Genomic DNA, 23,148 nt, shown 5'->3' on the forward strand with positions numbered 1-23,148 from the left:
CCGCCGACCACCGCTGTCGATGACTGACGCACCCCCAGGAGGCATGCAGTGTCCCCCACTTACGACGTGATCGTCATCGGTCTCGGCGGCATGGGCAGCGCCGCCGCCCACCATCTGTCCGCGCGCGGCGCCCGCGTGCTGGGCCTGGAGAAGTTCGGCCCGGTGCACAACCGGGGCTCCAGCCACGGCGGTTCGCGGATCACCCGGCAGTCGTACTTCGAGGACCCGGCGTACGTGCCGCTGCTGCTGCGCGCCTACGAGCTGTACGAGGACCTGGAGCGGGCCACCGGCCGGGAGATCGCGATCCTCCCCGGCGGCGTGATGGTCGGCCGCCCCGACTCCCGGACCGTCTCCGGCTCGCTGCTCTCCGCCCAGCAGTGGGATCTCCCGCACGAGATGCTGGACGCGAAGGAGATCCGCCGCCGCTTCCCGACGCTCGCGCCCAAGGACGACGAGGTGGCGCTGTTCGAGAAGAAGGCCGGTCTCGTACGGCCCGAGAACACGGTCGCCGCGCATCTCCAGCTCGCCACCCGGCAGGGCGCCGACCTGCACTTCGAAGAGCCGATGACCCGCTGGGAGCCGTACAAGGACGGTGTCCGCGTCCACACGGCCGAGAACACCTACACCGCCTCCCAACTGGTGATCTGCCCGGGCGCGTGGGCGCCGCGGCTGCTCACCGACATCGGGGTGCCGTTCACCATCGAGCGGCAGGTCATGTACTGGTTCCAGCCGACCGGCGGTGTCCAGCGGTTCGTCCCCGAGAACCACCCCATCTACATCTGGGAGGACGCGGCCGGCGTCCAGGTCTACGGCTTCCCGTCCATCGACGGCCCCGATCTCGGCGCCAAGGTCGCCTTCTTCCGCAAGGGCGAGGTCACCACTCCGGAGACCATCGACCGCACGGTCCACGAGGACGAGATCAAGGCGATGGCCGACCACATGGCCGGCTGCATCCCGGATCTGCCCGGCACCTTCCTCAAGGCCGCCACCTGCATGTACTCCAACACCCCGGACGAGCACTTCGTCATCGCCCGGCACCCCGCGCACCCCGAGTCGGTCACCGTGGCCTGCGGGTTCTCCGGGCACGGCTTCAAGTTCGTGCCCGTCGTCGGCGAGATCCTCGCCGACCTCGCCCTGACCGGCACCACCGAGCACCCCATCGGCCTGTTCGACCCCTCCCGCCTCGCCGCCGCGCCCGCCTGAGGAGCCCGCCCGTGACGACGACCCCCGCCCCCGAGAGCCCGCTCTCCGAGGCCCACCAGATCTCCCCCAGCCTGATCGCCACGCTGCCCGGGGACTACTACACCGACCCGGAGATCTTCCGGCAGGAGCAGGAGCACCTGTTCGAGTCGATGTGGTTCTGCGCCGTGCGCAGCGCCGACCTCGCCAAACCGGGCGCCTTCCGCACCGTCCAGATCGGCCGCGAGAACGTGCTCATCACGCGCGGCCGCAAGGGCGAGCTGCGCGCCTTCCTCAACGTCTGCCGCCATCGCGGCGCCCGGCTGTGCATGGAGGAGTCCGGCGAGGTCCGGCGCAACCTCCAGTGCCCGTACCACGCGTGGACGTACGACCTCGACGGCAAGTTGATCGCCGCGCCCAACTTGATCAAGATGCCGGACGTCGACCGGGTCGAGTACGGATTGATCAAGGTGTCGCTGCGCGAATGGCTCGGCTACGCCTGGGTGTGCCTCGCCGACGAACCGCCCTCCTTCGAGGAGACGGTCATGCACGCCGCCGTGGAACGGCTCGGCGACGTGGCGGCGATCGACCACTACGGCACCGAGAACCTCGCGCTCGGCAAGCGGATCGTGTACGACGTGAAGGCGAACTGGAAGCTGATCGTCGAGAACTTCATGGAGTGCTACCACTGCGCGACGATCCACCCCGAACTCACGGATGTACTCCCGGAGTTCGCCGACGGCTACGCGGCCCAGTACTACGTGGGCCACGGCGCCGAGTTCGGCGAGGAGGTCAAGGGCTTCACGGTGGACGGCAGCGAGGGCTTCGCCAAGCTGCCCTCGGTCTCCGAGGACCAGGACCGCCGCTACTACGCCATCACGGTGAAGCCGACGGTGTTCATCAACCTCGTACCGGACCATGTCATCCTGCACCGCATGTTCCCGATGTCCGAGGACCGCACGGTCGTCGAGTGCGACTGGCTGTACGCGCCTCAGGTGGTGGAGTCCGGGGCGGACGTGTCGAAGTCGGTGGAGCTTTTCCACCGGGTGAACGAGCAGGACTTCGAGGCCTGTGAAAGGACGCAGCCCGCGATGGCGTCGCGGGCGTACCGCCGGGGTGGTGTGCTGGTCCCCAACGAGCACCACATCGGGATCTTCCACGAGTGGCTCGTGGCGAAGCTGGGAGGCGGCCATGCCTGACCTGTTCATTGACGGCGAGTGGCGAAGTGCGGTCGACGAACGCACCCGCGAGATCCGCTGCCCCGCCGACGGTTCCCTCGTGGGGGTCGTGGACGAGGCGGGCGGGAAGGACACGGTGGAGGCGATCGCCGCCGCCCGCCGGGCCTTCGACGAGGGGCCGTGGCCGCATACGTCCCCGAACGAGCGCGGTGACCTGCTGCTGCGGGTCGCCGACCTGCTGATCCGGGACAAGGACGCGCTCGCCCGCGCCGAGTCCCTGGACACCGGCAAGCGGCTCGTCGAGAGCGAGTACGACATCGACGACATCGCGAACTGCTTCCGCTACTTCGGGCGGCTGGTGGCGAGCGAGACCGGGCGGGTCATCGACACGGGGACCGAGGGCGTCGACAGCCGGGTGGTGTACGAGCCGGTCGGCGTCTGCGCGCTGATCACGCCGTGGAACTACCCGCTTCTGCAGACGGCCTGGAAGGTCGCCCCGGCGCTCGCGGCCGGCAACACCTTCGTACTGAAGCCGAGCGAACTGACCCCGCACACCGCGATCCACCTGATGCGGCTCCTCGCGGAGGCCGGGCTGCCCGCCGGTGTCGGCAACCTGGTTCTCGGCGCCGGTCCGGAGGCCGGTGCCCCGCTCGGCGACCATCCGGACGTGGACCTCGTCTCCTTCACCGGCGGCCTGCAGACCGGTCGCCGCCTCATGGTGGCCGCGGCCGGGACGGTGAAGAAGGTCGCGCTCGAACTCGGCGGCAAGAATCCCAACATCGTCTTCGCCGACGCGGACTTCGACACGGCCGTGGACATGGCGCTGACGGCCGTGTTCCTGCACTCCGGGCAGGTCTGCTCGGCGGGGGCGCGGCTACTGGTCGAGGACTCCCTGCACGACCGGTTCGTGGACGAGGTGGTACGCCGGGCCTCGGAGATCAGGCTCGGGGGCCCGTTCGACGAACAGGCGCAGACCGGGCCGCTGATCTCGGCAGCACACCGCTCGAAGGTCGAGGCGTACGTCGCCAAGGGCCTGGAGGAGGGGGCGGTGCTGCGCTGCGGGGGCGCGCGGCCGTCCGGGCCGGGCTTCGACGACGGCTTCTACTACCCGCCGACCGTGCTGGACGAGTGCACCCCGGGGATGTCGGTGGTCCAGGAGGAGTCCTTCGGGCCGGTCCTCACCGTCGAACGCTTCACCAGCGAGGACGAGGCGGTGCGCGTCGCGAACGACACCATCTACGGCCTCGCCGGCGCCGTCTGGACGAGCGACGAGGCCAAGGCGGCCCGGGTCGCGGGGCGGCTGCGGCTCGGCACCGTCTGGATCAACGACTACCACCCCTACGTACCGCAGGCGGAGTGGGGCGGATTCAAGCAGTCGGGCTTCGGCCGCGAACTCGGGCCGTCGGGCCTGGCCGAGTACCGCGAGACGAAGCACATCTGGCGCAACACGGCCCCGGCACCGCAGGGTTGGTTCGGCTAACCCATGCGTAACATCCCGCACACGCCCCCCACGTATAACCCCCCTCATTGATCCCGGCACCCGCGCCGAGCCGCTCACCTCCCCTCCTCCGGCCCACCAGGAGTCCGCTCATGACGACAACCGAGCAACCACCGTCCGGTCAAAGAGACGACGCCGAACTCGCCGAGTTCGGATACAAACCCGAACTCAAGCGCACCCTCGGCAACTTCCACACCTTCGCCGCCGGAATCAGCTACATCTCGATCCTCACCGGCACCTTCCAGCTGTTCTACTTCGGCTACGGCAGCGGCGGCCCCGCCTACTGGTGGTCGTGGCCGATGGTCTTCGTCGGCCAGTTCATGGTCGCCCTGTGTTTCGCGGAACTGGCCGCCCGCTATCCCGTGGCGGGCTCGGTCTACAACTGGTCGAAGAAGATAGGCAATCCGCATCTGGGCTGGCTGGCCGGCTGGATGATGTTGATCGCGTCCATCGTGTCCATCTCGGCCGTCGCGCTGGCCTACCAGTTGACGCTCCCGCAGATCTCGTCAACGTTCCAGTTCATAGGTGACGGCACCGGCAAGTACGACGTGGCGACCAACGCGGTCGTCCTCGCCACCGTGTTGATCCTCTTCACGACCCTGGTGAACGCCTTCGGTGTGAAGCTGATGGCCACCATCAACAGCGCGGGCGTGCTCATCGAGCTGATCGCCACCGTCGTCCTCATCGTGATGTTCGCCGTACACATCACGCGGGGACCGCAGGTGGTGACCGAGACGGCGGGCACCGGGGCCGGGCACCAGGCGGGCTACATGGGCGCCTTCCTGGTGGCCTCGCTGGCGTCCGCGTACGTGATGTACGGCTTCGACACGGCCGCCTCGCTCGGCGAGGAGTCCCTCGACCCGTCCCGCAACGCGCCGCGCGCCATCATCCGCGCCATCGTCGCCTCGTTCGTCCTGGGCGGCCTGATCCTGCTGCTCGCGCTGATGAGCGTCTCCAGCCTGAAGGGCGAGCAGCTGTCGACGGACGGCCTGCAGTACATCGTCCTCGACGTGCTCGGATCGACGGCCGGAAAGGCGATGCTGTGGTGCGTGCTGATCGCGGTCACCGTGTGCGCGCTGGCCGTCCACACGGCGGCGATCCGCCTCACCTTCGCGATGGCCCGTGACAACAACCTGCCCGCGTCCTCCCGGCTGGCCAAGGTCAGCCCGCGCTTCCAGACCCCGGTGCTGCCCGCGGTGATCATCGGCATCCTCGCCGTGGCGATCCTCGTCGTGAACATCCGCCAGCCGCAGATCTTCACCGTCGTCACCAGCATCGGCATCATCATGATCTACCTCGCCTACCTCGGCGTCACCGCGCCGATGCTGGTGGCCCGGCTGCGCGGCAAGTGGCAGCCCGCGGGCGACGGAAAGTTCTCGCTGGGCCGCTGGGGGCTGCTCGTCAACATCGTCGCCGTGGTCTGGGGCACGGCCATGACGATCAACCTGATCTGGCCGCGGGCCGAGGTCTACAACGCGGCCGCTCCGTTCCACTGGTACCTGCGCTGGGGCGCGGTGCTGTTCGTCGCGGTCATCATGGGCGGCGGCTTCGCCTACTACTGGTTCGTGCAGCGGCACCGCACCGGCGTCCTCGCCGAGCACCAGCTGCAGCCCACCGCCACCACGACTCCCCTCTCCGCCCCGGCGGCCGACTGAAGGAGGTCAACTACTCATGAGCACCGATGAGTTCGACTATGTGGTGGTCGGCGGCGGCACCGCGGGCAACGTGGTGGCGGCCCGGCTCTCCGAGGATCCCTCGGTCACGGTGTGCGTCCTGGAGGCGGGTCCGAGCGACGTCGGCGACGAGGACGTCCTCAAACTCGAGCGCTGGATGGGTCTGCTGGAGTCCGGCTACGACTGGGACTACCCGGTCGAGCTACAGGCGAGCGGCAACAGCTTCATGCGGCACGCCCGGGCGAAGGTCCTGGGCGGCTGTTCGTCCCACAACTCCTGCATCGCCTTCTGGGCACCGGCCGAGGACCTCGACGACTGGGCCGCCGGAGGCTGCACGGGGTGGAGCGCCGTCGACCTCTTCCCGCTCTACCGGCGGCTGGAGAACAACGACGCTCCCGGCGACCACCACGGCCGCACCGGACCCGTCAAGCTGCGCACGCTGAAGAGCGACGACCCGTGCGGCACGGCCCTGCTGGAGGCGTGCGCGCAGGCGGGAATCCCGACGACGCCCTTCAACACCGGCTCGACGGTGGTCCGGGGCGCCAACTGGTTCCAGATCAACTCCGACGAGAACAACATCCGCCAGTCGTCCTCGGTCGCCTACCTCCACCCGGTCATGGGCAAGCGACCGAATCTGGAGGTACGGACGCGGGTGCGGGCCAAGAAGCTCGTGCTCGACGGCCGACGGTGCGTGGGCGCCGAGTATCTGGACCCCGATCTGATCCACACCCGGACGGTACGGGCCCGCCGCGAGGTGATCGTGTCGTGCGGGGCGATCGACACCCCGAAGCTGCTGATGCTGTCCGGCATCGGACCGGCCGAACACCTGCGCGAGGTCGGCGTCGAGGTCGTCGTCGACTCGGCGGGCGTCGGCGAGAACCTCCAGGACCACCCCGAGGGCGTCATCATGTGGGACGCCAAGCAGCCGATGACCACCTCGTCCAGCCAGTGGTGGGAGGCGGGCATCTTCTACGACACCGAGGAGGGCCTGGACCGTCCCGACCTGATGTTCCACTACGGGTCGGTGCCGTTCGACATGAACACCGCCCGCTGGGGCTATCCGACCTCGGAGAACGCGTTCTGCCTCACGCCGAACGTGACGCGGGCGAAGTCGCGGGGAACGGTTCGCCTGCGCACCCTCGACTACCGGGACAAGCCCAAGGTCGACCCGCGGTACTTCACCCACGAGCACGACGTGCGGGTGATGACGTACGGGCTCAAGCTCGCCCGTCGTATCGCCTCGCAGCCCGCGCTGAGCGGCTGGGCGGGCGCGGAACTGGCCCCGGGTCCGGACGTGCAGACGGACGCCGAACTGCTCGACTACATCCACAAGACCCACAACACCGTCTACCACCCGTCCTGCACTGTGAAGATGGGCGCGGACGACGACCCCTCGGCCCCGCTCGACGCGCGGCTGCGGGTCAAGGGGATCGAGGGACTCAGGGTCGCCGACGGGTCCGTCATGCCGGACCTCGTCGCCGTCAACCCGTGCATCACGACGATGATGATCGGCGAGAAGTGCGCGGACCTGTTGAAGGAGGACGCCTGATCAACAGGTTGATCAGACGTTGATCCGCAGGTTGGTCAACTGGCGGTCGGCGCGGGCCGTTTGAACATCCGCGTCGCCGTGATCTCACTGTGCACCGCTTCACCTTCTCCGGCCGGGGCCTGCTGAGGCAGTCCCGGCCGGAGGTGTTCCTCCACGCTGATGTACTTCAGCCCGGCGCGCAGGTCGGCGTCGTTGCGCAACCTGATGACCAGCGGGAACTCGGCGAGCGCGGTCGTGTCGAACAGGCCGGTGGTGTAGAGGAGCTGGACGCCCAGCGCGTCCGACACGGCCCGCTGGAGCTCCAGCAGGTAGGTGGCGTTGGCGCGCCCGATCGGGTTGTCGAGGAACAGCGTGCCGGCGTGCCGGTGCTTGTCGCGTCCCCGGTCGTTGGACCGAAGCGCGGCCATCGTGCAGTACAGGGCGATGGCGGCCGTCAGCAGCTGCCCACCGGAGAACACGTCGCCCATCTGCCCGACGGGCACGCGTTCGGCACGCAGGACGGCGTCCGGCTTGAGGATCTCGACGGCGACGCCCTTGGGATGGAGCGCCGCGCCGACCCCGCGCAGCAGCAGGGACATGCCGTCGCGCCGCAGGTCGGAGTTCTTCTTGACGGCGGCCCGTGTCGCCTCGTCGATGACCTCGCCGAGCCGCTCGGTGAGGGTGGCCTGGTCGGGCTCCTCGAAGCGGATGCGCAGGAACTCCTGCCCGGACCACTCGCCGAGCCCTTCGGGCAACCGGGAGAGCCGCTGGGCGGACCGCAGGGTCGCGAGCGCCGACTCGACGAGCCCTCGCAGGCGGTCCACGATCGAATCCCGGTTGCGTTCCAGCTGCTCCAACTCGTCGGTGAGAACGCGGAGTCGGGGTGCGAAGGCGTCGGCCCACTTCTGGGCGTGCTCGGGCAGCGCGGAGGCGGGAAGTTCGCGGATCTGCTGCCGGGCGGGAGTGCGGACCTGCTCGTAGCGCGTGGAGTTGGCGTGCCGGACGAGGATGTCGCTCGCCTCGCGCACGGCGGCCTCGGCGGTCGACAGGTCGGCGGCGCAGCCGCGCAGGGACCGGCGAGCCTCGGCGGCGGCCTGCCGGGCCTCCTCCGGGCTGCCGGGATACGGCTCGGTCTCCTCCTGCTCCTCCTCCGATGTGTGCTCGCGCAGCAGGTCGCGGAGCATCGCGGCGATCTCGTCGAAGCCGCCGGCCGCGTCCTCGGCGGCCCGGTGCGCGTCGAGGAGTTCGGCGTGCGCCTGCCGGGCCTGGCTCAACGCCTCGGTGCGTGAGGCGAGTTCGGCCGTGGCCGTGCGCAGCAGCGCCTGGGCGTGCTCGGCGTCGCGCGGCCGCAGTTCCTCCGGCAGGTCGGTGTGCGCCTCGCCGTCCTCGGGCGCGTGCCGCTCGGCCTCGCCGCGCAGCCGCCCGAGCTGCTCGCTCGCGTGGGACATCCGGGTCTCCAGAAGCTGCACCAGCTCGTCGGCCCGCGCGACGGCGGCCTGCCGGGACGGGCCGTCGGAGCCGTCGGGCGACTGGAGCAGCTGCTCCGCGCGCGTGCGGACCTTGTTGCTCAGCCGGTCCAGGTCGGCGCGCGCCGCGCTCTCGTCGCTCTCCGCCCGCGCCTGCTCGGCCCGCAGATCGGCGCCGACGCCGACCTTCTCGTAGAGCTGGGAAGCGGCCCGATAGGCCTCACGGAAGGCCGGCAGGGACGCCGTGGGGTCCGCCGCGTCGTTCTCCGGTACGTCGTCGGGGGCGCCCGCGATCTCGGAGCGCTCGGCGCGCAGCGCACGGGCGGTGCGGCGGGCGTCGTCGGCGGCGCGCTGGGCGGCACGCCGGTCCTCGTCGGCGGCGCGGGCACGGTCCAGCAAGGACTGGGCGCGGGCCTCCGACTCGGTGGCCTCGTCGGCGAGTTCGCGCAGCTTGACCTGCCAGCCGGCCCGCTCCCGCAGCCGGAAGGCGAGCCCGGCGAGGGCGTCGGCGGCGCGCCGCGCCTTCTGGGCCGCCTCCTGCCGCTCGTCCCGCACCTGCGCGGCCTCGGCGGCGGCTTCGTCGGCCTCGGCGCGAACGGTCCGTGCCTCGGCGAGTTCGGCCTCGGACTCCTCGGCGAACGCCCGCGTGTCCCGGGCGGCCTGGGCCAGCTCGACGAGCCGCCCGGCCGGGCAGCCGGTGCGCCAGGAGGCGAGCCTCGCCGACAGCTCCCGGTCCTTGCCGAGCCGGGCCGCGAGCGCCCTGATCTCCTCGTCCCGCTCGGCGGCCCGCGCGCGCAGCGCCTGCCGCTCCTCGTCGGCGGCGTGCTCGTCGTGCATGGCCGGGTTCGGCGGTACCAGGAAGACGGCACCGTTCTCGGAGTCGGGGGCCGGCGTCGGCGCGAGGAGGGCGGCCGCCGTACCGACCGCCACGGCCGACCGTGGCAGCAGCGCGGCGTCGCTCAGCGCCTCGCGGGCACGCGCGTGCGTGGCGGGGTCGGTGATGATCACGCCATCGACCAGTTCCGGCCGGGCTGCCAGCACGCGCGCGTGGTCGGCCGGGTCGACGGCCTGCGCGAGGTAGCGCCAGCCGGGCAGCGCGGGGATGCCGTGCTCGCCGAGGTACTCGACGGTCGCCAGCACGTCCGGGCCGGGCGGCAGCAGTCCGCCGTCACCGAGGGCACCGAGGATGCGGGCGTCGTCGGCGGCGGCCGTACGCAGCTCGAAGAGCTGCCGCTCGGCGGAGGAGACCGCGTCGTCGAGCAGCTCGCGCAGCTCGTCGGCGAAACGGTCCAGGTCCTCGGGGGTGAGTGCCCTTTGGTTGCTGTCGTCCGCGTCCTGTCGGGGCTGCGGAACCACTGAAGAGCGCGTGTCGCCGCCCGTCAGGCTCAGCAGTTCGGCCAGCCGCTCCTCGACAGCGAGGGCCTCGGCGAGGCGGCGCTCGGCCTCGTAGGACCGCTCGGCCGCGGCGGCCGCGTCCTCCGCACGCGCCGCCGTCAGCTCCGCGCGGGACTCGGCCGCGGCGGCTTCGCGTCCGTGCTCGGTGGCCCGGTGCGAGGCCTCGCGTGCGGTGTCCCAGGCGGCCACGGCGGCCTTCTCGGCGTCGCTGGCGGCGAGGGCCGCGCGCGCGGGGTCGGCGTCGGGCGCGCTGTCGTCGAGCCAGCCCGCGCGCACCGCCTCGTCGGTCTCCTGCTCGACCTCGGTCAGCCGCTGGCGCAGATGCCCGGCCTCGCTGCGGGCGCGCTGTGCCTCGGTAGCGGCGGAGGTGGAGTCCCGGTACGCGGAGTCGCTGACCTCCTGGAGGGCGGCGGAGCGCTCCTCCTCCTCGTCGGCGAGGGTCTCGGCGCCCTCCGTGGCCGCGTGCAGGGCCCGTACGAGATCGACGGCGGCCCTGGCCCGGGCGGCCAGCGCGGGCGCCGCGTCCCGCTCGGCCTCCTGGATCGCGGCGGCCACGCGCGCGACCCGGTCGGCGGCGGCGCGGTGGCGCAGCACCGCCTCGGCGGCCTGCCAGGCGGAGTGCAGCGTGCGTGCGTCGGCGAGCTCGCGCTTCTGCGCGGCGGCCGACTTCTCGGCGCCGGCCAGCGCCAACGAGGCGTGCCGGAAGGCGAGTTCGGCGGCGATCAGCGCGCTGCGCTCCCGGGCGGCCTCGGAGTGTGTGACGGCGTACGCGGCGGCGGTGACCCGCTGGGCGAGGTCGCCGGCTCGTACGCGTTCCTGGGCGCCGCGCGCGGACAGCCGCCGCGCCAGGGTCCTCGTACGGCGCTCGGCCCCGGAGTGGATGTCACGCGCGCGAGAGCGGGCCTCGGCCGCCTCGACGATCCGGCCGAGCAGGTCGACCGACCCGGCGGTGAAGTCCCGTTCGGCGATCAGCTCGGCACGTCGCCCCAGCTTGTTGCCAAAGCCGCTGACCAGGTCGGCGAGGCCGTCGGTGTCGCGGGTGTCGGTCACCGCGCGCAGCAGCAGGTCGGTGAAGTCGGAGTCCTTCTTGACCGCGAAGAGGCCGGCGGCCTCGCCCTCGTCGGCGTTCATCTCCCGCTGGTAGCGGAAGAGTTCGGGGTCGAGGCCGAGGTCGCCGAGGTGCTCGATCCACCGGTCGTGGATCTCCTCCCAGTGCACCTCCAGGTGCGGGTACGCCTTGCCCGCCTCGGTGAGGGCGTCCCGGAAGCCCTTCATGGTCCGCCGACGCCCCTGGGCGCCCGACTGGCCCTCGACGGACGGCCGGACGGCCGTGGACTCGGCGACTGGCAGGCTGTCCAGGCTCAGACCGGGCCCGGGGCGGAAGGAGTACCAGGCCTCGGCGAACTTCCGCGGGTCGTTGGAGACCTGACGCCCGCGCCACTCACTCACCTTGCCGACCACGACACACTCGCCGGTCAGCACGTGCTGCCACTCCAGCGCCACGTGACCGCAGTCGTCCGCGAGCAGGAACTTGCGCAGCACGCCGGAGCTCGCGCCGCCGAGGGTGTTGCGGTGGCCCGGCAGCATCACCGAGAAGATCAGCTTCAGGAGGACGGACTTGCCGCCGCCGTTCTCCAGGAAGAGCACACCCGCGGGCGCGGGCCGGCGCGGCGGGCCGACCGGCTCCTCCTCGAAGAACTCCGCCTGGGCGGGCGCGGGGTCGGGCACGGGCTCGCCCACACCGCGCAGGTCGAGCACGGTGTCGGCGTAGCGCGCACCGGCGGGCCCGATGGAGTAGAGGCGGACGCGGGACAGCTCGTACATGGCGGACTCTCGTAAGTCTTCGGCAGTCTTCGGCAGGTGGGGGGTCAGGACTGTGCGGGTGCGTGGAACGGCAACCCGGCGTCGGCCACCAGGTCCAGGTCGTCGGTGTCCTCGGGCGGCAGCAGCGTCGGCGTCCCGTCGGTCACCGGCACGACACCCAGCTCCAGCAACTCGGCCATCGCGGCGATGCCCGCCATGTCCCGCACCTGGAGCTGGTAGCGGGCCGTGGTCCGGTACGTACCGCCGTTGTCGTCCCCGGTCCGCTGCAGGAACCCGGAGTCGGTGAGGAAGGCGACGGCCTTGCCGACGATGCCGGTCGTGGAACCGGCGAGCCGGCGCGCGTCCTTGGTGGCACCGGTCGCGCTGCGTCTGACCCAGATCCGCCAAGCGGCCTCCAGACCGGGCGCGTCGGTGGCCGGGTCGGTGTTCTCGCCCTGCTCCTCGGCACGCTCCTCCAGACGCCGGCACGCCTGCCGTACGAACGCGTCGACCCCGTTGACCGAGACGCGCCCGATGTACCCGTCGTCGGCGAGATCCTCCGGCCGCGGGAACGCCATGGCGGCGACGGCGAGATGCGCCAGCCCGTGCAGGAACCGGTCCCCGCCGTCGGCGGACGTCCGACGCGCGTAGTCGCCCATCCGCACGGCGAACACCGAGTCCTCGGCGGCCGTCACGGCCATCCCCGCACGCGGGGACACCTCCAGCACGACCAGCCCCAGCCCGGCCGCCACGGCGTCGGCGAGCCGCGCGAACGGCGGGTCCTCGCGGTAGCGCCGCAGCAGCTCCGCGTACTCCTGATCACGGGCGGGCTGCAACTTGGGCTGCAGCCCGAAGGCGACGAGCCGCGCCGCGTCGGCGGCGTCGGCGGGCGTGACGGGCGCGGTCGCCGAAGGGGCGGAGGCCTCCGTGTCACTCCACTCGACGTGCTCGGTCACGACTGCAACTCCTCGAACTTGAAAACAACGGCGCGGATTACCCACCCAGGGGCGCGGGGCTCTGACATGTGCGGCTCCGCCGCGTGGGCGCGACCAGCCACGTACGGCCCGCAGTCGGCAATGGACATCAAGCCGCCTCCGTCCGCCCCGCTGCCATCCCCACCGCATCCAGCAAAGCCGTCCCCACAATCAGATCGGCCCCACCGAACTCGGGATCGTCCAACTCCACCCCGTCATCCACGGCGAACAACAACTTCTCCTCGCCCTGCCGATACGCCGTACCGACCGGCGGACTGGCCGCATGGACCGCCAACAACGCGACGAGGTAAGGCAGATCAGGATCCTGCCGCCGAGCCTCGGCAAGCAGCCCCGACAGCCTCCGCGGCGCATCCGCCGGCAGATCCAGCAGCTCCATCGCGGCAGCCAACTGCTCCTCGCTGAACCGACTGTCGTCCGGCGTAGCGATGAGATCCGGCTCCGGCATCTCCGCGCCCAGATGCTCCCGCTCCATCGGCGGCGTCAGCAATATGTCGACAAGGTCACCCACCCGCACCGACACCGGCGTACGCAGCCCCGTCCCGCTCGCGAAGAACGCGTCGGTGACCCGAACCGCCTGCTCCAGGGGCAGCGGCAGTACCGGCGCGAGCAGATGCCCGTACAGATCCGTCCCCGACGTCGTCATCGGCGTGGCGAACGCCTGCCGGTCCTGCTCGGCGCGGAACAGAGGTCCCGCTTCCAGCAGCCGGGACTGCAACTGTGTGTGCCGCCGGATGCAGTCCTTCACGATGTCCACCAGCTCGGCGGCACGCCGCTTCTGCTCCGGGTCCTCGGACTCGTCGCGCGCCTTGCGGATGTTGGTGAGGATCGCGTTCTCGTGGCGGTAGCGGTCGGCCACATGGTCGAGGGCCTCGGCGATCATGTCGGGCACGGTGGTGAGCCAGTCCACCGCCCGGACGTTGCGCCGGGTCGCGTCCAGCGCCCTGCGCAGGGTCTCCGAGTACTGCACCGTGCGGTACCGGGCCTGTTCGGCGGCCAGCTGGGCATCGGCGAGACGACCCCGGCTGATCAGCACCTCCAGCTTGACCTCGGCGGCGATCTGCGCACTGGTGACATCGGTGTCCAGGGCGCCCACGAGGACGTTGACCGCCTCGTCCGTCGTACGGAGATAGACCGAGCCGCCGGGCCCGGGGACCTCCTCGATCAGCTTGAAGTCGTAGTCACGGCGCACATACGTGCCGTCCTGCGCGAAGGTGCCGTATACGGCCCGGAAGCCGCGGTCCACGCTGCCGACGTTGATCAGGTTCTCCAGGACCCAGCGGGCCACCCGCTCGTGCTCGGCGACGGGCCGCTGCGGGGCCTGGGCGGCGATGCGCGGGATGAGCCGGGCGACGATCTGGTCGTGGTCGGCGCCGGTGTCGAAGTCCATGTTCAGAGTGACCAGGTCGATGGCCGCGAGGGCCACCTCCGCCATGCCGTACACCGAGTACTCGCCCGCGAGGTTGGCCTTGCGTGCGTCGAGGTCGTGCAGCGGCGCGGTGCAGGCGAGCGCGCGCAGCCGCCGCGCCAGTCCCTCGTCGGCGGCCGGGCCCGGTGCGGGGCGCGGCCCCGCGCTGAGCTGGGGCGGAACGCTGTCCGTCGATGCAGGCGAAGTCACGGTGCACAGACTAGGTCCTCGGTCTGACAACGACCCAAACGACGCGGATCGCCTCCGGCGGTCGGCAGGCGCCTACCGGTTGTTCTCCGGGTGCGGGCCGGTGGGGGCTTGTCGCGCCCACGATGGGGGTCCCCCCGCTCGAGCGAAGCCGAGAGTGGGGGAGGAGCCGCATATCGATACAGCCCCGCGCCCCTAAAAAGCCCCCTCCTCGCCCACCCGCCGCCGGTAGACCTCGACCACTCGCTCCAGCGAGTCTCCGAGGTACACCGCGAGCAGTTTCTCGGCCTCGCCCTTGTCCCCCGCCTGCAGCGCCCGAAGGATCTGCTGGTTGCGCGCGAGGTACGGCTCGTGCAGCCGGCGCGGGTCGTCCACCACGTGGAAGGCGAGGCGCAGTTCGGCGAAGACGCTGCGCATCAGCTCGCTCGTACGGTCGCTCCCCGCGAGCGCGACCAGTTCCCGGTGGAAGTGGATATTGGCCGTACCCAGCACTTTCCAGTCACCTTCGCGCGCCGCCCGCTGCCCTTCGGCCACGGCCTCCGCAAGCCCGTCCAGGGCGTACGGCGGCTCACCGAGTCCCCGTACGACAGCGCACTCGACGAGGCCGCGGGTGCGGTAGATGTCCTCCACGTCCTCGACGGTCAGCACGCGGACGAAGACGCCCCGGTTCAACTCGTGGACGAGCAGGCGTTCGTGCGTGAGCAGCCGGAACGCCTCGCGCAGCGTGTTGCGGGAAACGCCGAGCGCACCGCCGATGCTGTCCTCCGACAGCCGGGTCCCGGGCAGGAAGAACCCCTCGGCGATACGGCTCCTGAGGATGTCCGAAACCCGTTCTGCCGTGCTCGTGCGGCCCAGGAGGGCTCGGTCGTCGGCCAGTCCCGCAAGCTGCTCTGCCATGCCCGGAATTCAATCGCAGATACAAGAACGAAACAACATGAGTATTGAAGGATCGTTCAACGATCCTCTACCTTGCTACGAACGGCGCCGTCCCCGCTCGACGACGCCACAGCTTCCGCACGGCACGGCTTCCGCACGGCTTCCGCACGGCTTCCGCACGGCACGGCTCACTTCTCACGCGCCCTCCGTCCTCCCTCTGCGAGGTGCCCATGAGCACGACCCCTCCACCGCAAGCCCTCAGCCCCGACGCACAGCCGGCAACGGACGAACGCCCCGACGACGACGGGGCCTTGGCCTGGCTGCGCGCCCTCGGACCGCGTGGCCGCCGCGCCTTCGCGGGTGCGTTCGGCGGCTATGCCCTGGACTCCTACGACTACTTCACGCTGCCGCTGAGCATGGTCGCGCTGGCCGCGTACTTCGGCCTGGACAGCGGCCAGACCGGCCTGTTCACCACCGTCACCCTCGTGGTCTCCGCGATCGGCGGTGCCCTGGCGGGCGTGATGGCCGACCGGATCGGCCGCGTCAAGGCACTGATGACCACGGTGATCACCTACGCAGTCTTCACGGTCGCCTGCGGTTTCGCGCCCAACTACGAGACGCTGCTGGTCTTCCGCGCCCTCCAGGGCCTCGGTTTCGGCGGCGAGTGGGCGGTCGGCGCGATCCTGGTCGCCGAGTACGCGAGCGCCAAGCACCGGGGCCGCACGCTCGGCGCGATCCAGAGTTCCTGGGCCGTCGGCTGGGCGCTCGCCGCGATCATGTACACGCTGGTCTTCTCGTTCGTCGGCGACGACCTGGCCTGGCGGATCATGTTCTGGACCGGCGCGCTGCCCGCGCTGCTGGTCATCTGGATGCGGCGCCGGGTGCAGGACGCGCCGGAGGCGATCGCCGTACGGGAGCGGAGCACCGGGAAGGGCTCGTTCGCGGCGATCTTCAAGCCCGGCATGCTGCGCACGACGTTCTTCGCCGTCCTGCTCTCCACCGGCGTCCAGGGCGGCTACTACACCCTCGCCACCTGGGTGCCCACCTACCTGAAGACCGAGCGCGGCCTGTCCGTCGTCGGCACCGGCGGCTACCTCACGTTCCTGATCTCCGGCGCGTTCCTCGGCTACCTCACCGGTGGCTATCTCACCGACCGGCTGGGCCGCCGTCGCAACATCTGGCTCTTCGCACTGCTGTCGGCCGTGTGCATCCTGGCGTACGCGAACATCCCGAGCGGCTCCAACACCCTGCTCCTGGTGCTCGGTTTCCCGCTCGGGTTCTGCATGTCGGCGATCTTCAGCGGCTTCGGGTCCTTCCTGAGCGAGCTGTACCCGACGGCGATTCGCGGCACGGGGCAGGGCTTCACGTACAACACCGGTCGCGCGGTGGGCGCCGTCTTCCCGACCACGGTCGGCTTCCTGGCCGACAGCTGGGGTGTGGGCGGCGCGCTGGTCTTCGGCGCGATCGGTTACGGGATCGCTGCCCTGGCGCTGCTCGGGCTGCCGGAGACGCGCGGAAAGGAGCTCGCGTGAACCGCACGGAACACCGCCCCCTGACCGTGACCACCGACCTGCCGCTCACCCTCGTCGACGAGCACGCGCACGCGTGGAGCCCGGCAGAAGCACGGACCCGCTTTCGCGCGGGGCTCGCGGGCCCCACCGCCGGGGTCGCGGCGGGCCACACCCAGGTCAACCTGATCTCGGTGCCCGCCGACTGGGCGTACGACATGCTGCTGTTCTGCCAGCGCAACCCCAAGCCCTGCCCGGTGCTCGACGTCACGGACGCCGGCTCCTGGACCACCGTCCTCGCGGACGACGCCGACCTGCGCACCGATCTGCCGCGCTACCGGGTGTGGCGGGACGGGGAGCTGGTGGACGAGCCGACGGACGTGCGCGCGTACTGGCGCGGGGACCTGGTGTCGTTCCTGATCGGCTGCAGCTTCACCTTCGAGTGGGCGCTGTCCGGGGCGGGCGTCCCGATCCGGCACATCGAGCAGGGCCGCAACGTCCCGATGTACGTGACCGGCCGCGAGTGCCGTCCGGCGGGCCGGCTGCACGGCCCGCTGGTGGTGTCCATGCGCCCGGTGCCGCCGGAGCACCTGCCGGCCGCCATCCGGGAGAGCAGCCTGCTCCCGGCGGTGCACGGCAGCCCCGTACACTGCGGCGACCCGTCGGCGTTGGGCATCGACGACCTCGGGAACCCCGACTTCGGAGAGCCGGTGGACGCCGAGCCGGACGACATCCCGGTCTTCTGGGCCTGCGGTGTGACCCCGCAGGCCGCGGTGATGGCCTCGCGCCCGCCGTTCGCCATCACCCACGCACCGGGCCAGATGTTCCTCACCGACGCCCGCGACGAACAGTTCCGCGTGGCCTGAGAAGGAGTAGCGAAGGATCCATGACCTCCATCGATCTGAACGCCGACCTCGGCGAGGGCTTCGGCCGCTGGCGGCTGACCGACGACGAGCGACTGCTGACCGTCGTCACCAGCGCCAACGTGGCCTGCGGCTTCCACGCCGGGGACGCGGCCACCATGCGGCGGGTGTGCGAGCTGGCGGCCGCGCGCGGGGTACGGATCGGCGCCCAGGTCTCCTACCGGGACCTGGCGGGGTTCGGGCGGCGCGCCATGGACGTGCCGCCCGCCGAACTGGCGGCCGAGGTGGCCTACCAGATCGGCGCCCTGGAGGTGTTCGCGCGTGCGGCGGGCTCGCGTGTGTCGTACGTCAAGCCGCACGGCGCGCTCTACAACCGCGTCGTGCACGACGCGGAGCAGGCGGCCGCGGTCGTCGAGGGCGTCCTCCTCGCGGAGGACTCGCTGCCCGTACTGGGGCTGCCGGGTTCGCGCCTGCTGGAACTGGCCGGCAAGGCGGGCCTGCCGACCGTCACCGAGGCGTTCGCGGACCGCGCGTACACCGAGGAGGGCACGCTCGTCCCGCGCGTCCGGGACGGCGCCGTGCTCACCGACCCGGAGGCCGTCGTGGCACGCTCGGTGGACCTGGCCCGTCTCGGCACGGTCACCGCGCACTCCGGGGCGCGCATCGCGGTACGCGCGCGTTCCCTGTGCCTGCACGGGGACACGCCCGGCGCGGTGGAGCTGGCCCACCGCGTCCGGCAGCGGCTGGAGGCGTCGGGCATCCGGGTGGAGGCCTTCGTATGAGGGCGCTGCCCGTCGGCGACGGCGCTCTGCTCGTCGAGGTGGCCTCGGGCGAGGAGGCCCAGGCCCTGCACGCGGAGTTGCTGCGCCGACGTGCGGAGGGCTCGTTGTCGGTCCGCGAGATCGTCCCCGCGGCCCGCACGGTCCTCCTGGACGGCCTCGCCGACCCGGCCCGCCTGGCGTCGGAACTGACCGCCACCCAGCTCCCGCCCACTCCCCCGCGCACGCACGACGTGGTCGAGCTCCCGGTGCGCTACGACGGCCCCGACCTGGCCGACGTCGCCGCCCTCTGGAGTGTCGGTGAGGCGGAGGTGGCCCGTATCCACGCGAGCACCGAGTTCCGCGTCGCCTTCTGCGGGTTCGCCCCCGGCTTCGGCTACCTCGCCGGCCTGCCGTCGCGCTACGACGTCCCGCGCCGGTCCACCCCGCGTACGGCGGTCCCGGCGGGCTCGGTGGGACTGGCGGGCCCGTACACGGGCGTGTACCCGCGCTCGTCGCCGGGTGGCTGGCAGCTGATCGGCACCACGGATGCCGTGCTGTGGGACCACGCGCGCGTGCCGGCCGCGCTGCTGTCGCCGGGCACGCGCGTGCGCTTCGTTCCGGTGGGACCGGTGGGGACGCCATGACGGACCGCGCGCTCTCCGTCGTACGCGCCGGAGCGCTCACCACCGTCCAGGACCGGGGCCGCCCCGGGCACGCCCACCTCGGTGTCCCTCACTCGGGCGCGCTGGACGGCCCGGCGGCCGAGCTCGCCAACCGGCTGGTGGGCAATCGTCCCGAGGCGGCCGTCCTGGAGACCACGCTCAACGGCTGTGCGGTGCGGCCCCGTTCGACGGTCACCGTGGCCGTGGCGGGCGCGCCCTGCCGAGTGACCGTGGACGGCCGCCCGGTCGCCTGGGGCGCGCCGGTGCGCGTGCCCGCGGGCGCGCTCCTGGACGTCGGAGCGGCCGTCTCCGGAGTACGCAGCTATGTGGCCGTCTCCGGCGGAGTCGCCGTGGAGCCGGTCCTCGGCAGCCGCTCCACGGACCTCCTGTCGGGTCTCGGCCCGCCGCCGCTCACGGACGGCGCGGTGCTGCCCCTGGGGAGCCCCGAAGTGCCTCACGCGCGCGTGGACGTCGCCCCGCAGCCGGCGCCCCCGGCCGAACTCCTGCTGCGGGTGACAGTGGGTCCCCGCGACGACTGGTTCACGGCGGAGGCCGTACGGACCTTCACCTCCCGCACCTACCGGGTGTCGTCCGCGAGCAACCGCATCGGGCTGCGCACCGAGGGGCCCGCCCTGGAGCGGGCCCGGTCCGGCGAACTCCCCAGCGAGGGCATGGTGCTGGGGGCCGTCCAGGTCCCGCCCGACGGCAGGCCGGTGGTCTTCCTCGCCGACCACCCGACCACCGGGGGCTATCCGGTGATCGCGGTCGTCCGCACGGCCGACCTCCCGGCCGCCGCACAGGCGGTACCGGGCACGCCGGTGCGCTTCGTGGCCGTACGCCGCCGGTGAACCCCGGGCGGTGTCCGGCTCGCCGGTGAACCCCTAGGCGGCGTCCGGCTGGTGCTCCGTCACCGACAGGGTCGCGAGCGCCGCGGACACCGCCGCAGAGGCCCGCAGGTCGAGCCGGGCGCTCGTCCCGCGCGCGCGGTGCCGCAACTCGTCGGCCGCCAGGGTCAGGAGCTGCGGCAGCAGGTCGGTGTACCGCCGGGCCACCCAGCCGGTGCCGGCGGTGGCGAGCCACCACAGGCTCGCGGACTTGGTGGGCGCCGGGAACTCGGGCTCGGGCGAAGGGGCGGCCCCCGTAGCGAGACCCCGCTCCGCCAGCAGTGCGTGGAACCGCACGGCCAGCTGCCGGTGCCCCCGCTCGCCGGGGTGCAGCCGGTCCGCGCTCCACATCGCGCGGTCCATGAGCCACGCGCCCTCGCAGGCGTGCAGATGCACCGCCCCGTACCGCTCGGACAGCGCGTGCACCACGGCGTTCACCGCCCGCTGCCGCCGGGCCGGCGGGCGGGCCAGGGCGCCCGGCAGCCCGAGCATCGCCCCGGGGTCCGGCAGACAGGCCGTGAGCAGGACCGCGCCCTGCTCGGTGAGGGCCGAGTACACCGTGTTGAGGCGTGCGGCGACGGCCTGGATGTCGAAGGTGCAGCGCAGGGTGTCGTTGACCCCGATGACCACCGATGCGAGGTCGGGCCGCAGCGCCAGCCCGGCGGGCAGCTGCCTCTCCAGCACGTCACGGGTCTGCGACCCGCTCACCGCGAGGTTCGTGAACTCCACGGCCTCCACCGGCTCCGCGAGCTCTTCGCCGAGCCCTGCGGCGAGCAGCGCGGCCCAGCCGCGCCACCCGTCGCCGACGGGATCGCCCACACCTTCGGTCAGCGAGTCGCCGAGGGCCACGAACCGCAGCGGTCTCATGTCACGCCCCCGGGCACAGAGGGCCGTACGGACGTCGCCGCGTCGTGTGCGTCGAGGAACGCGGCGACCGCCGTGTCCCACCCGAAGCACTCCGCACGCGCGCGTGCGGCCTCGCGCCGCTCCTGCACGGGCCGGTCGAGGAGCATGTCCACGGCGTCCGCGAAGGCCCCGCCGTGGTCGGCCGCGACGGCCCCGGCGGAGCCGATCACCTCCGGCAGGGCGGACGAGGCACTGACCACGACGGGCGTCCCACAGGCCATCGCCTCCAGCGCGGCCAGCCCGAACGTCTCGGCGGGCCCCGGCGCCAGGCACACGTCGGCCGACGCCTGCAACGCGCCCAGCAGCGCCCGGTCGGTGACGTGCCCGAGGAACGTCACCGGCAACCCGCGCTCCCGCGCCCGCTGTTCGAGCCGCGGCCGCAGCGGCCCGTCCCCGGCCACCACCAGCACGGCCCGCCGCCCGCGCCGTACGAGCGCCTCCAGGGCGTCCAGCGCGGTGCCGGGCCGCTTCTCCACGGACAGCCGGGTGCACGTCACCAGCAGCGTCTCGTCCTCGAGCGCGTGCCGGGCGCGCAGGCCGGGGTCGTGCAGCGCGGGATGCCGCTGCACGAGATCGACGCCGAGCGGCGCGCGGACGACATTCCGGGCCCCGATCCGCACGAACTCCCGCTCGGCGAACTCCGTGGTGCACACCACGCGCGCGTACGTGTGTGCCGTACGGACGTTGAGGGCGTCCGCGGCACGCCGGGCGGCGCCCTCCGGCACGCCCCAGGTGCGCAGCACGCCGTCGGCGGTCTCGTGGGAGACCATCACGGCGGGGATCCGGGCGCGCCGCGCCCACTTGCCGGTCCACCTGAGCGTCGTACGGTCGGAGACCTCCAGGCGGTCGGGGGCCAGCTCCTCCAGGAGCCGCGCCACCCGCCGCCTGTCGGTGAGCACGCGGTAGCCGCCGGTACCGGGCAGCAGCGGCCCGGGAAGGGTGATCACCCGTCCCTGCTCGGTCTCCCGGTCGCTCGCACGCTCACCGGGCACGATCAGCACCGGCTCGTGCCCGGCGGCCTTGAAGCCCTTGCCGAGCTCGCGCAGCGCGGTGCGCAGACCGCCGGAGGCCGGGGCCACGAAGTTCGCCAGGCGCACGATCCGCAGTGACTCGCCGCTCATGCCGCCACCACCGTCCGACGCCCCGTGAGCACGTTCGCGTAGTGCCCGATCAGCTGGTCGCCGACGGCCGCCCAGGTGCGTCCCTCGACCGTCGCGCGCGCGGCGGCGCCGAACGCGGTGCGCAGGCCGGGGTCGGCGGCCAGGGACCACACGGCGTCCCGTACGGCGTCCGGATCGCGCGGCGGCACCAGGAGCCCGGTGCGCCCGTGGGCCACCAGGTCCAGCGGGCCGCCGGCGGCGGGCGCGACGACGGGCACGCCGCTGGCCATGGCCTCCTGCACGGTCTGGCAGAAGGTCTCGAAGGGGCCGGTGTGCGCGAAGACGTCCAGGGAGGCGAAGATCCGGGCGAGTTCGTCGCCGGTGCGGCGGCCCAGGAAGACCGCCCCCGGCAGCGCCTGGTCCAGGCTCGGCCGGCTCGGGCCGTCGCCGACGACCACGACCCGGACGCCGTCCAGGCCGCAGACGCCGGCCAGCAGCTCGACCTGCTTCTCAGGGGCAAGGCGGCCGACGTAGCCGACGATCAGCTCGCCGTTCGGGGCGAGTTCGCGGCGCAGCGCCTCGTCCCGCAGCTCGGGGCGGAAGCGGGCGGTGTCCACGCCCCGCGGCCACAGCCGCACCCGGGGCACGCCGTGTGCTTCCAGGTCGTGCAGGGCCGGGCTGGACGGGGCGAGGGTGAGGTCGGCGGCCGAGTGGACGGAGCGGATGCGCCGCCAGGCCGCGGCCTCACCGGCGCCCATGTAGGTGCGGGCGTATCCGGCCAGGTCGGTCTGGTAGACGGCCACGGCGGGGACACCGAGCCGGGCGGCGGCGGCCATGCCGCGGACGCCGAGGACGAAGGGGCTGGCGAGGTGGACGACGTCGGCACGGTGCTCGACGATCGCCGCGGCCACCCGGCGGCTGGGCAGGGCGACGCGGACCTGGGGGTAGCCCGGGAGCGGGAGGGAGGGGACACGGATGACGGGGCACGGCGCCAGGGCATCGGCCCCGGGCCCGGTACCGGCGGCGGTGGCCGGCGCGACGACGAGCGGAGAGTGACCGCGATCCACGAGGTGCCGGGCGGTCTGGAGCGCGCAGTGGGCCACGCCGTTCACGTCGGGGGGAAAGGATTCGGTCACGATGACAACACGCATACCCGTGTTGTCGCCGTGCTGGACGTGGCCGCGTCAACGTGGATCTTTCCGGACGAGGAACGTCCTGTGAGCGTTGCGCTGCGCACCCGAGCAGGTCAGACCGTGTCCAT

The 23,148-nt window shown here is 72.3% G+C and carries 17 protein-coding genes; 10 read left to right on the plus strand and 7 right to left on the minus strand.

Annotated features, from left to right (window positions below; translation table 11 throughout):
- The first annotated feature begins 48 nt into the window (after window positions 1-48).
- The 5 genes from solA to AC5P09_RS03200 all read left to right on the plus strand — a co-directional run bounded on the left by solA (window position 49) and on the right by AC5P09_RS03200 (window position 7,077).
- Window positions 49-1,203, plus strand: coding sequence for an N-methyl-L-tryptophan oxidase (solA, locus tag AC5P09_RS03180; protein WP_493872338.1), 1,155 nt, complete (start codon window positions 49-51; stop codon window positions 1,201-1,203).
- A gap of 11 nt (window positions 1,204-1,214) precedes the next feature.
- A complete protein-coding gene (locus AC5P09_RS03185) occupies window positions 1,215-2,378 on the plus strand; it encodes an aromatic ring-hydroxylating oxygenase subunit alpha (RefSeq protein ID WP_493872339.1) in 1,164 nt (387 codons plus the stop codon).
- Complete coding sequence (locus AC5P09_RS03190) at window positions 2,371-3,837, plus strand: aldehyde dehydrogenase family protein (protein WP_493872340.1); 1,467 nt, start codon at window positions 2,371-2,373, stop codon at window positions 3,835-3,837. Before AC5P09_RS03185 ends, AC5P09_RS03190 begins: the two co-directional genes overlap by 8 nt.
- Window positions 3,838-3,947: 110 nt before the next feature.
- The gene (locus tag AC5P09_RS03195; protein ID WP_493872341.1) at window positions 3,948-5,510 is read left to right on the plus strand and encodes an APC family permease; all 1,563 of its coding nucleotides are present in this window, start codon (window positions 3,948-3,950) and stop codon (window positions 5,508-5,510) included.
- 16 nt (window positions 5,511-5,526) lie between these two features.
- On the plus strand, window positions 5,527-7,077 hold the full coding sequence (locus AC5P09_RS03200; protein WP_493872342.1) for a GMC family oxidoreductase: 1,551 nt from the start codon (window positions 5,527-5,529) through the stop codon (window positions 7,075-7,077).
- Between the two features lie 35 nt (window positions 7,078-7,112).
- Here the strand turns inward: AC5P09_RS03200 and AC5P09_RS03205 are convergent, their stop codons facing one another.
- The 4 genes from AC5P09_RS03205 to AC5P09_RS03220 form a co-directional block, all read right to left on the minus strand.
- Window positions 7,113-11,741 (minus strand): hypothetical protein, encoded by a 4,629-nt coding sequence (locus AC5P09_RS03205; protein WP_493872343.1) that lies wholly within the window; start codon window positions 11,739-11,741, stop codon window positions 7,113-7,115.
- A 44-nt stretch (window positions 11,742-11,785) separates the two neighbouring features.
- A complete protein-coding gene (locus AC5P09_RS03210) occupies window positions 11,786-12,676 on the minus strand; it encodes a hypothetical protein (RefSeq protein ID WP_493872344.1) in 891 nt (296 codons plus the stop codon).
- A 127-nt stretch (window positions 12,677-12,803) separates the two neighbouring features.
- Window positions 12,804-14,330: a hypothetical protein gene (locus AC5P09_RS03215; RefSeq protein WP_266443256.1), complete on the minus strand. Its 1,527-nt coding sequence runs from the start codon at window positions 14,328-14,330 to the stop codon at window positions 12,804-12,806.
- A 192-nt stretch (window positions 14,331-14,522) separates the two neighbouring features.
- Window positions 14,523-15,224, minus strand: coding sequence for a GntR family transcriptional regulator (locus AC5P09_RS03220; RefSeq protein ID WP_493872345.1), 702 nt, complete (start codon window positions 15,222-15,224; stop codon window positions 14,523-14,525).
- A gap of 209 nt (window positions 15,225-15,433) precedes the next feature.
- Between AC5P09_RS03220 and AC5P09_RS03225 the strand changes: the two genes are divergently transcribed.
- Genes AC5P09_RS03225 through AC5P09_RS03245 form a run of 5 tightly spaced genes read left to right on the plus strand, consistent with a single transcriptional unit; the run spans window position 15,434 to window position 19,845 of the window.
- Window positions 15,434-16,735, plus strand: coding sequence for an MFS transporter (locus AC5P09_RS03225; RefSeq protein WP_493872346.1), 1,302 nt, complete (start codon window positions 15,434-15,436; stop codon window positions 16,733-16,735).
- Window positions 16,732-17,577, plus strand: coding sequence for a putative hydro-lyase (locus tag AC5P09_RS03230; protein ID WP_493872347.1), 846 nt, complete (start codon window positions 16,732-16,734; stop codon window positions 17,575-17,577). The genes AC5P09_RS03225 and AC5P09_RS03230 overlap by 4 nt, the downstream gene beginning before the upstream one ends.
- Before the next feature lie 20 nt (window positions 17,578-17,597).
- Window positions 17,598-18,356 carry a LamB/YcsF family protein gene (locus AC5P09_RS03235; RefSeq protein ID WP_493872348.1) on the plus strand — a complete coding sequence of 253 codons (759 nt, stop codon included), beginning with the start codon at window positions 17,598-17,600 and terminating at the stop codon, window positions 18,354-18,356.
- A complete protein-coding gene (locus AC5P09_RS03240; protein WP_493872349.1) occupies window positions 18,353-18,979 on the plus strand; it encodes a 5-oxoprolinase subunit B family protein in 627 nt (208 codons plus the stop codon). The genes AC5P09_RS03235 and AC5P09_RS03240 overlap by 4 nt, the downstream gene beginning before the upstream one ends.
- A complete protein-coding gene (locus tag AC5P09_RS03245) occupies window positions 18,976-19,845 on the plus strand; it encodes a 5-oxoprolinase subunit C family protein (RefSeq protein ID WP_493872350.1) in 870 nt (289 codons plus the stop codon). The genes AC5P09_RS03240 and AC5P09_RS03245 overlap by 4 nt, the downstream gene beginning before the upstream one ends.
- A gap of 33 nt (window positions 19,846-19,878) precedes the next feature.
- Here AC5P09_RS03245 and AC5P09_RS03250 read toward each other — a convergent pair whose 3' ends face one another.
- The 3 genes from AC5P09_RS03250 to AC5P09_RS03260 are packed head-to-tail and all read right to left on the minus strand — an operon-like array spanning window position 19,879 to window position 23,038.
- Entirely contained in the window at window positions 19,879-20,748 is an 870-nt protein-coding gene (locus tag AC5P09_RS03250) for an SGNH/GDSL hydrolase family protein (RefSeq protein ID WP_493872351.1), read from the minus strand.
- Window positions 20,745-21,908 carry a glycosyltransferase gene (locus AC5P09_RS03255; RefSeq protein ID WP_493872352.1) on the minus strand — a complete coding sequence of 388 codons (1,164 nt, stop codon included), beginning with the start codon at window positions 21,906-21,908 and terminating at the stop codon, window positions 20,745-20,747. The genes AC5P09_RS03250 and AC5P09_RS03255 overlap by 4 nt, the downstream gene beginning before the upstream one ends.
- Entirely contained in the window at window positions 21,905-23,038 is a 1,134-nt protein-coding gene (locus AC5P09_RS03260) for a glycosyltransferase family 4 protein (RefSeq protein ID WP_493872353.1), read from the minus strand. Before AC5P09_RS03260 ends, AC5P09_RS03255 begins: the two co-directional genes overlap by 4 nt.
- Window positions 23,039-23,148 lie beyond the last annotated feature (110 nt).

Source organism: Streptomyces sp. a15 (genome assembly GCF_059026085.1).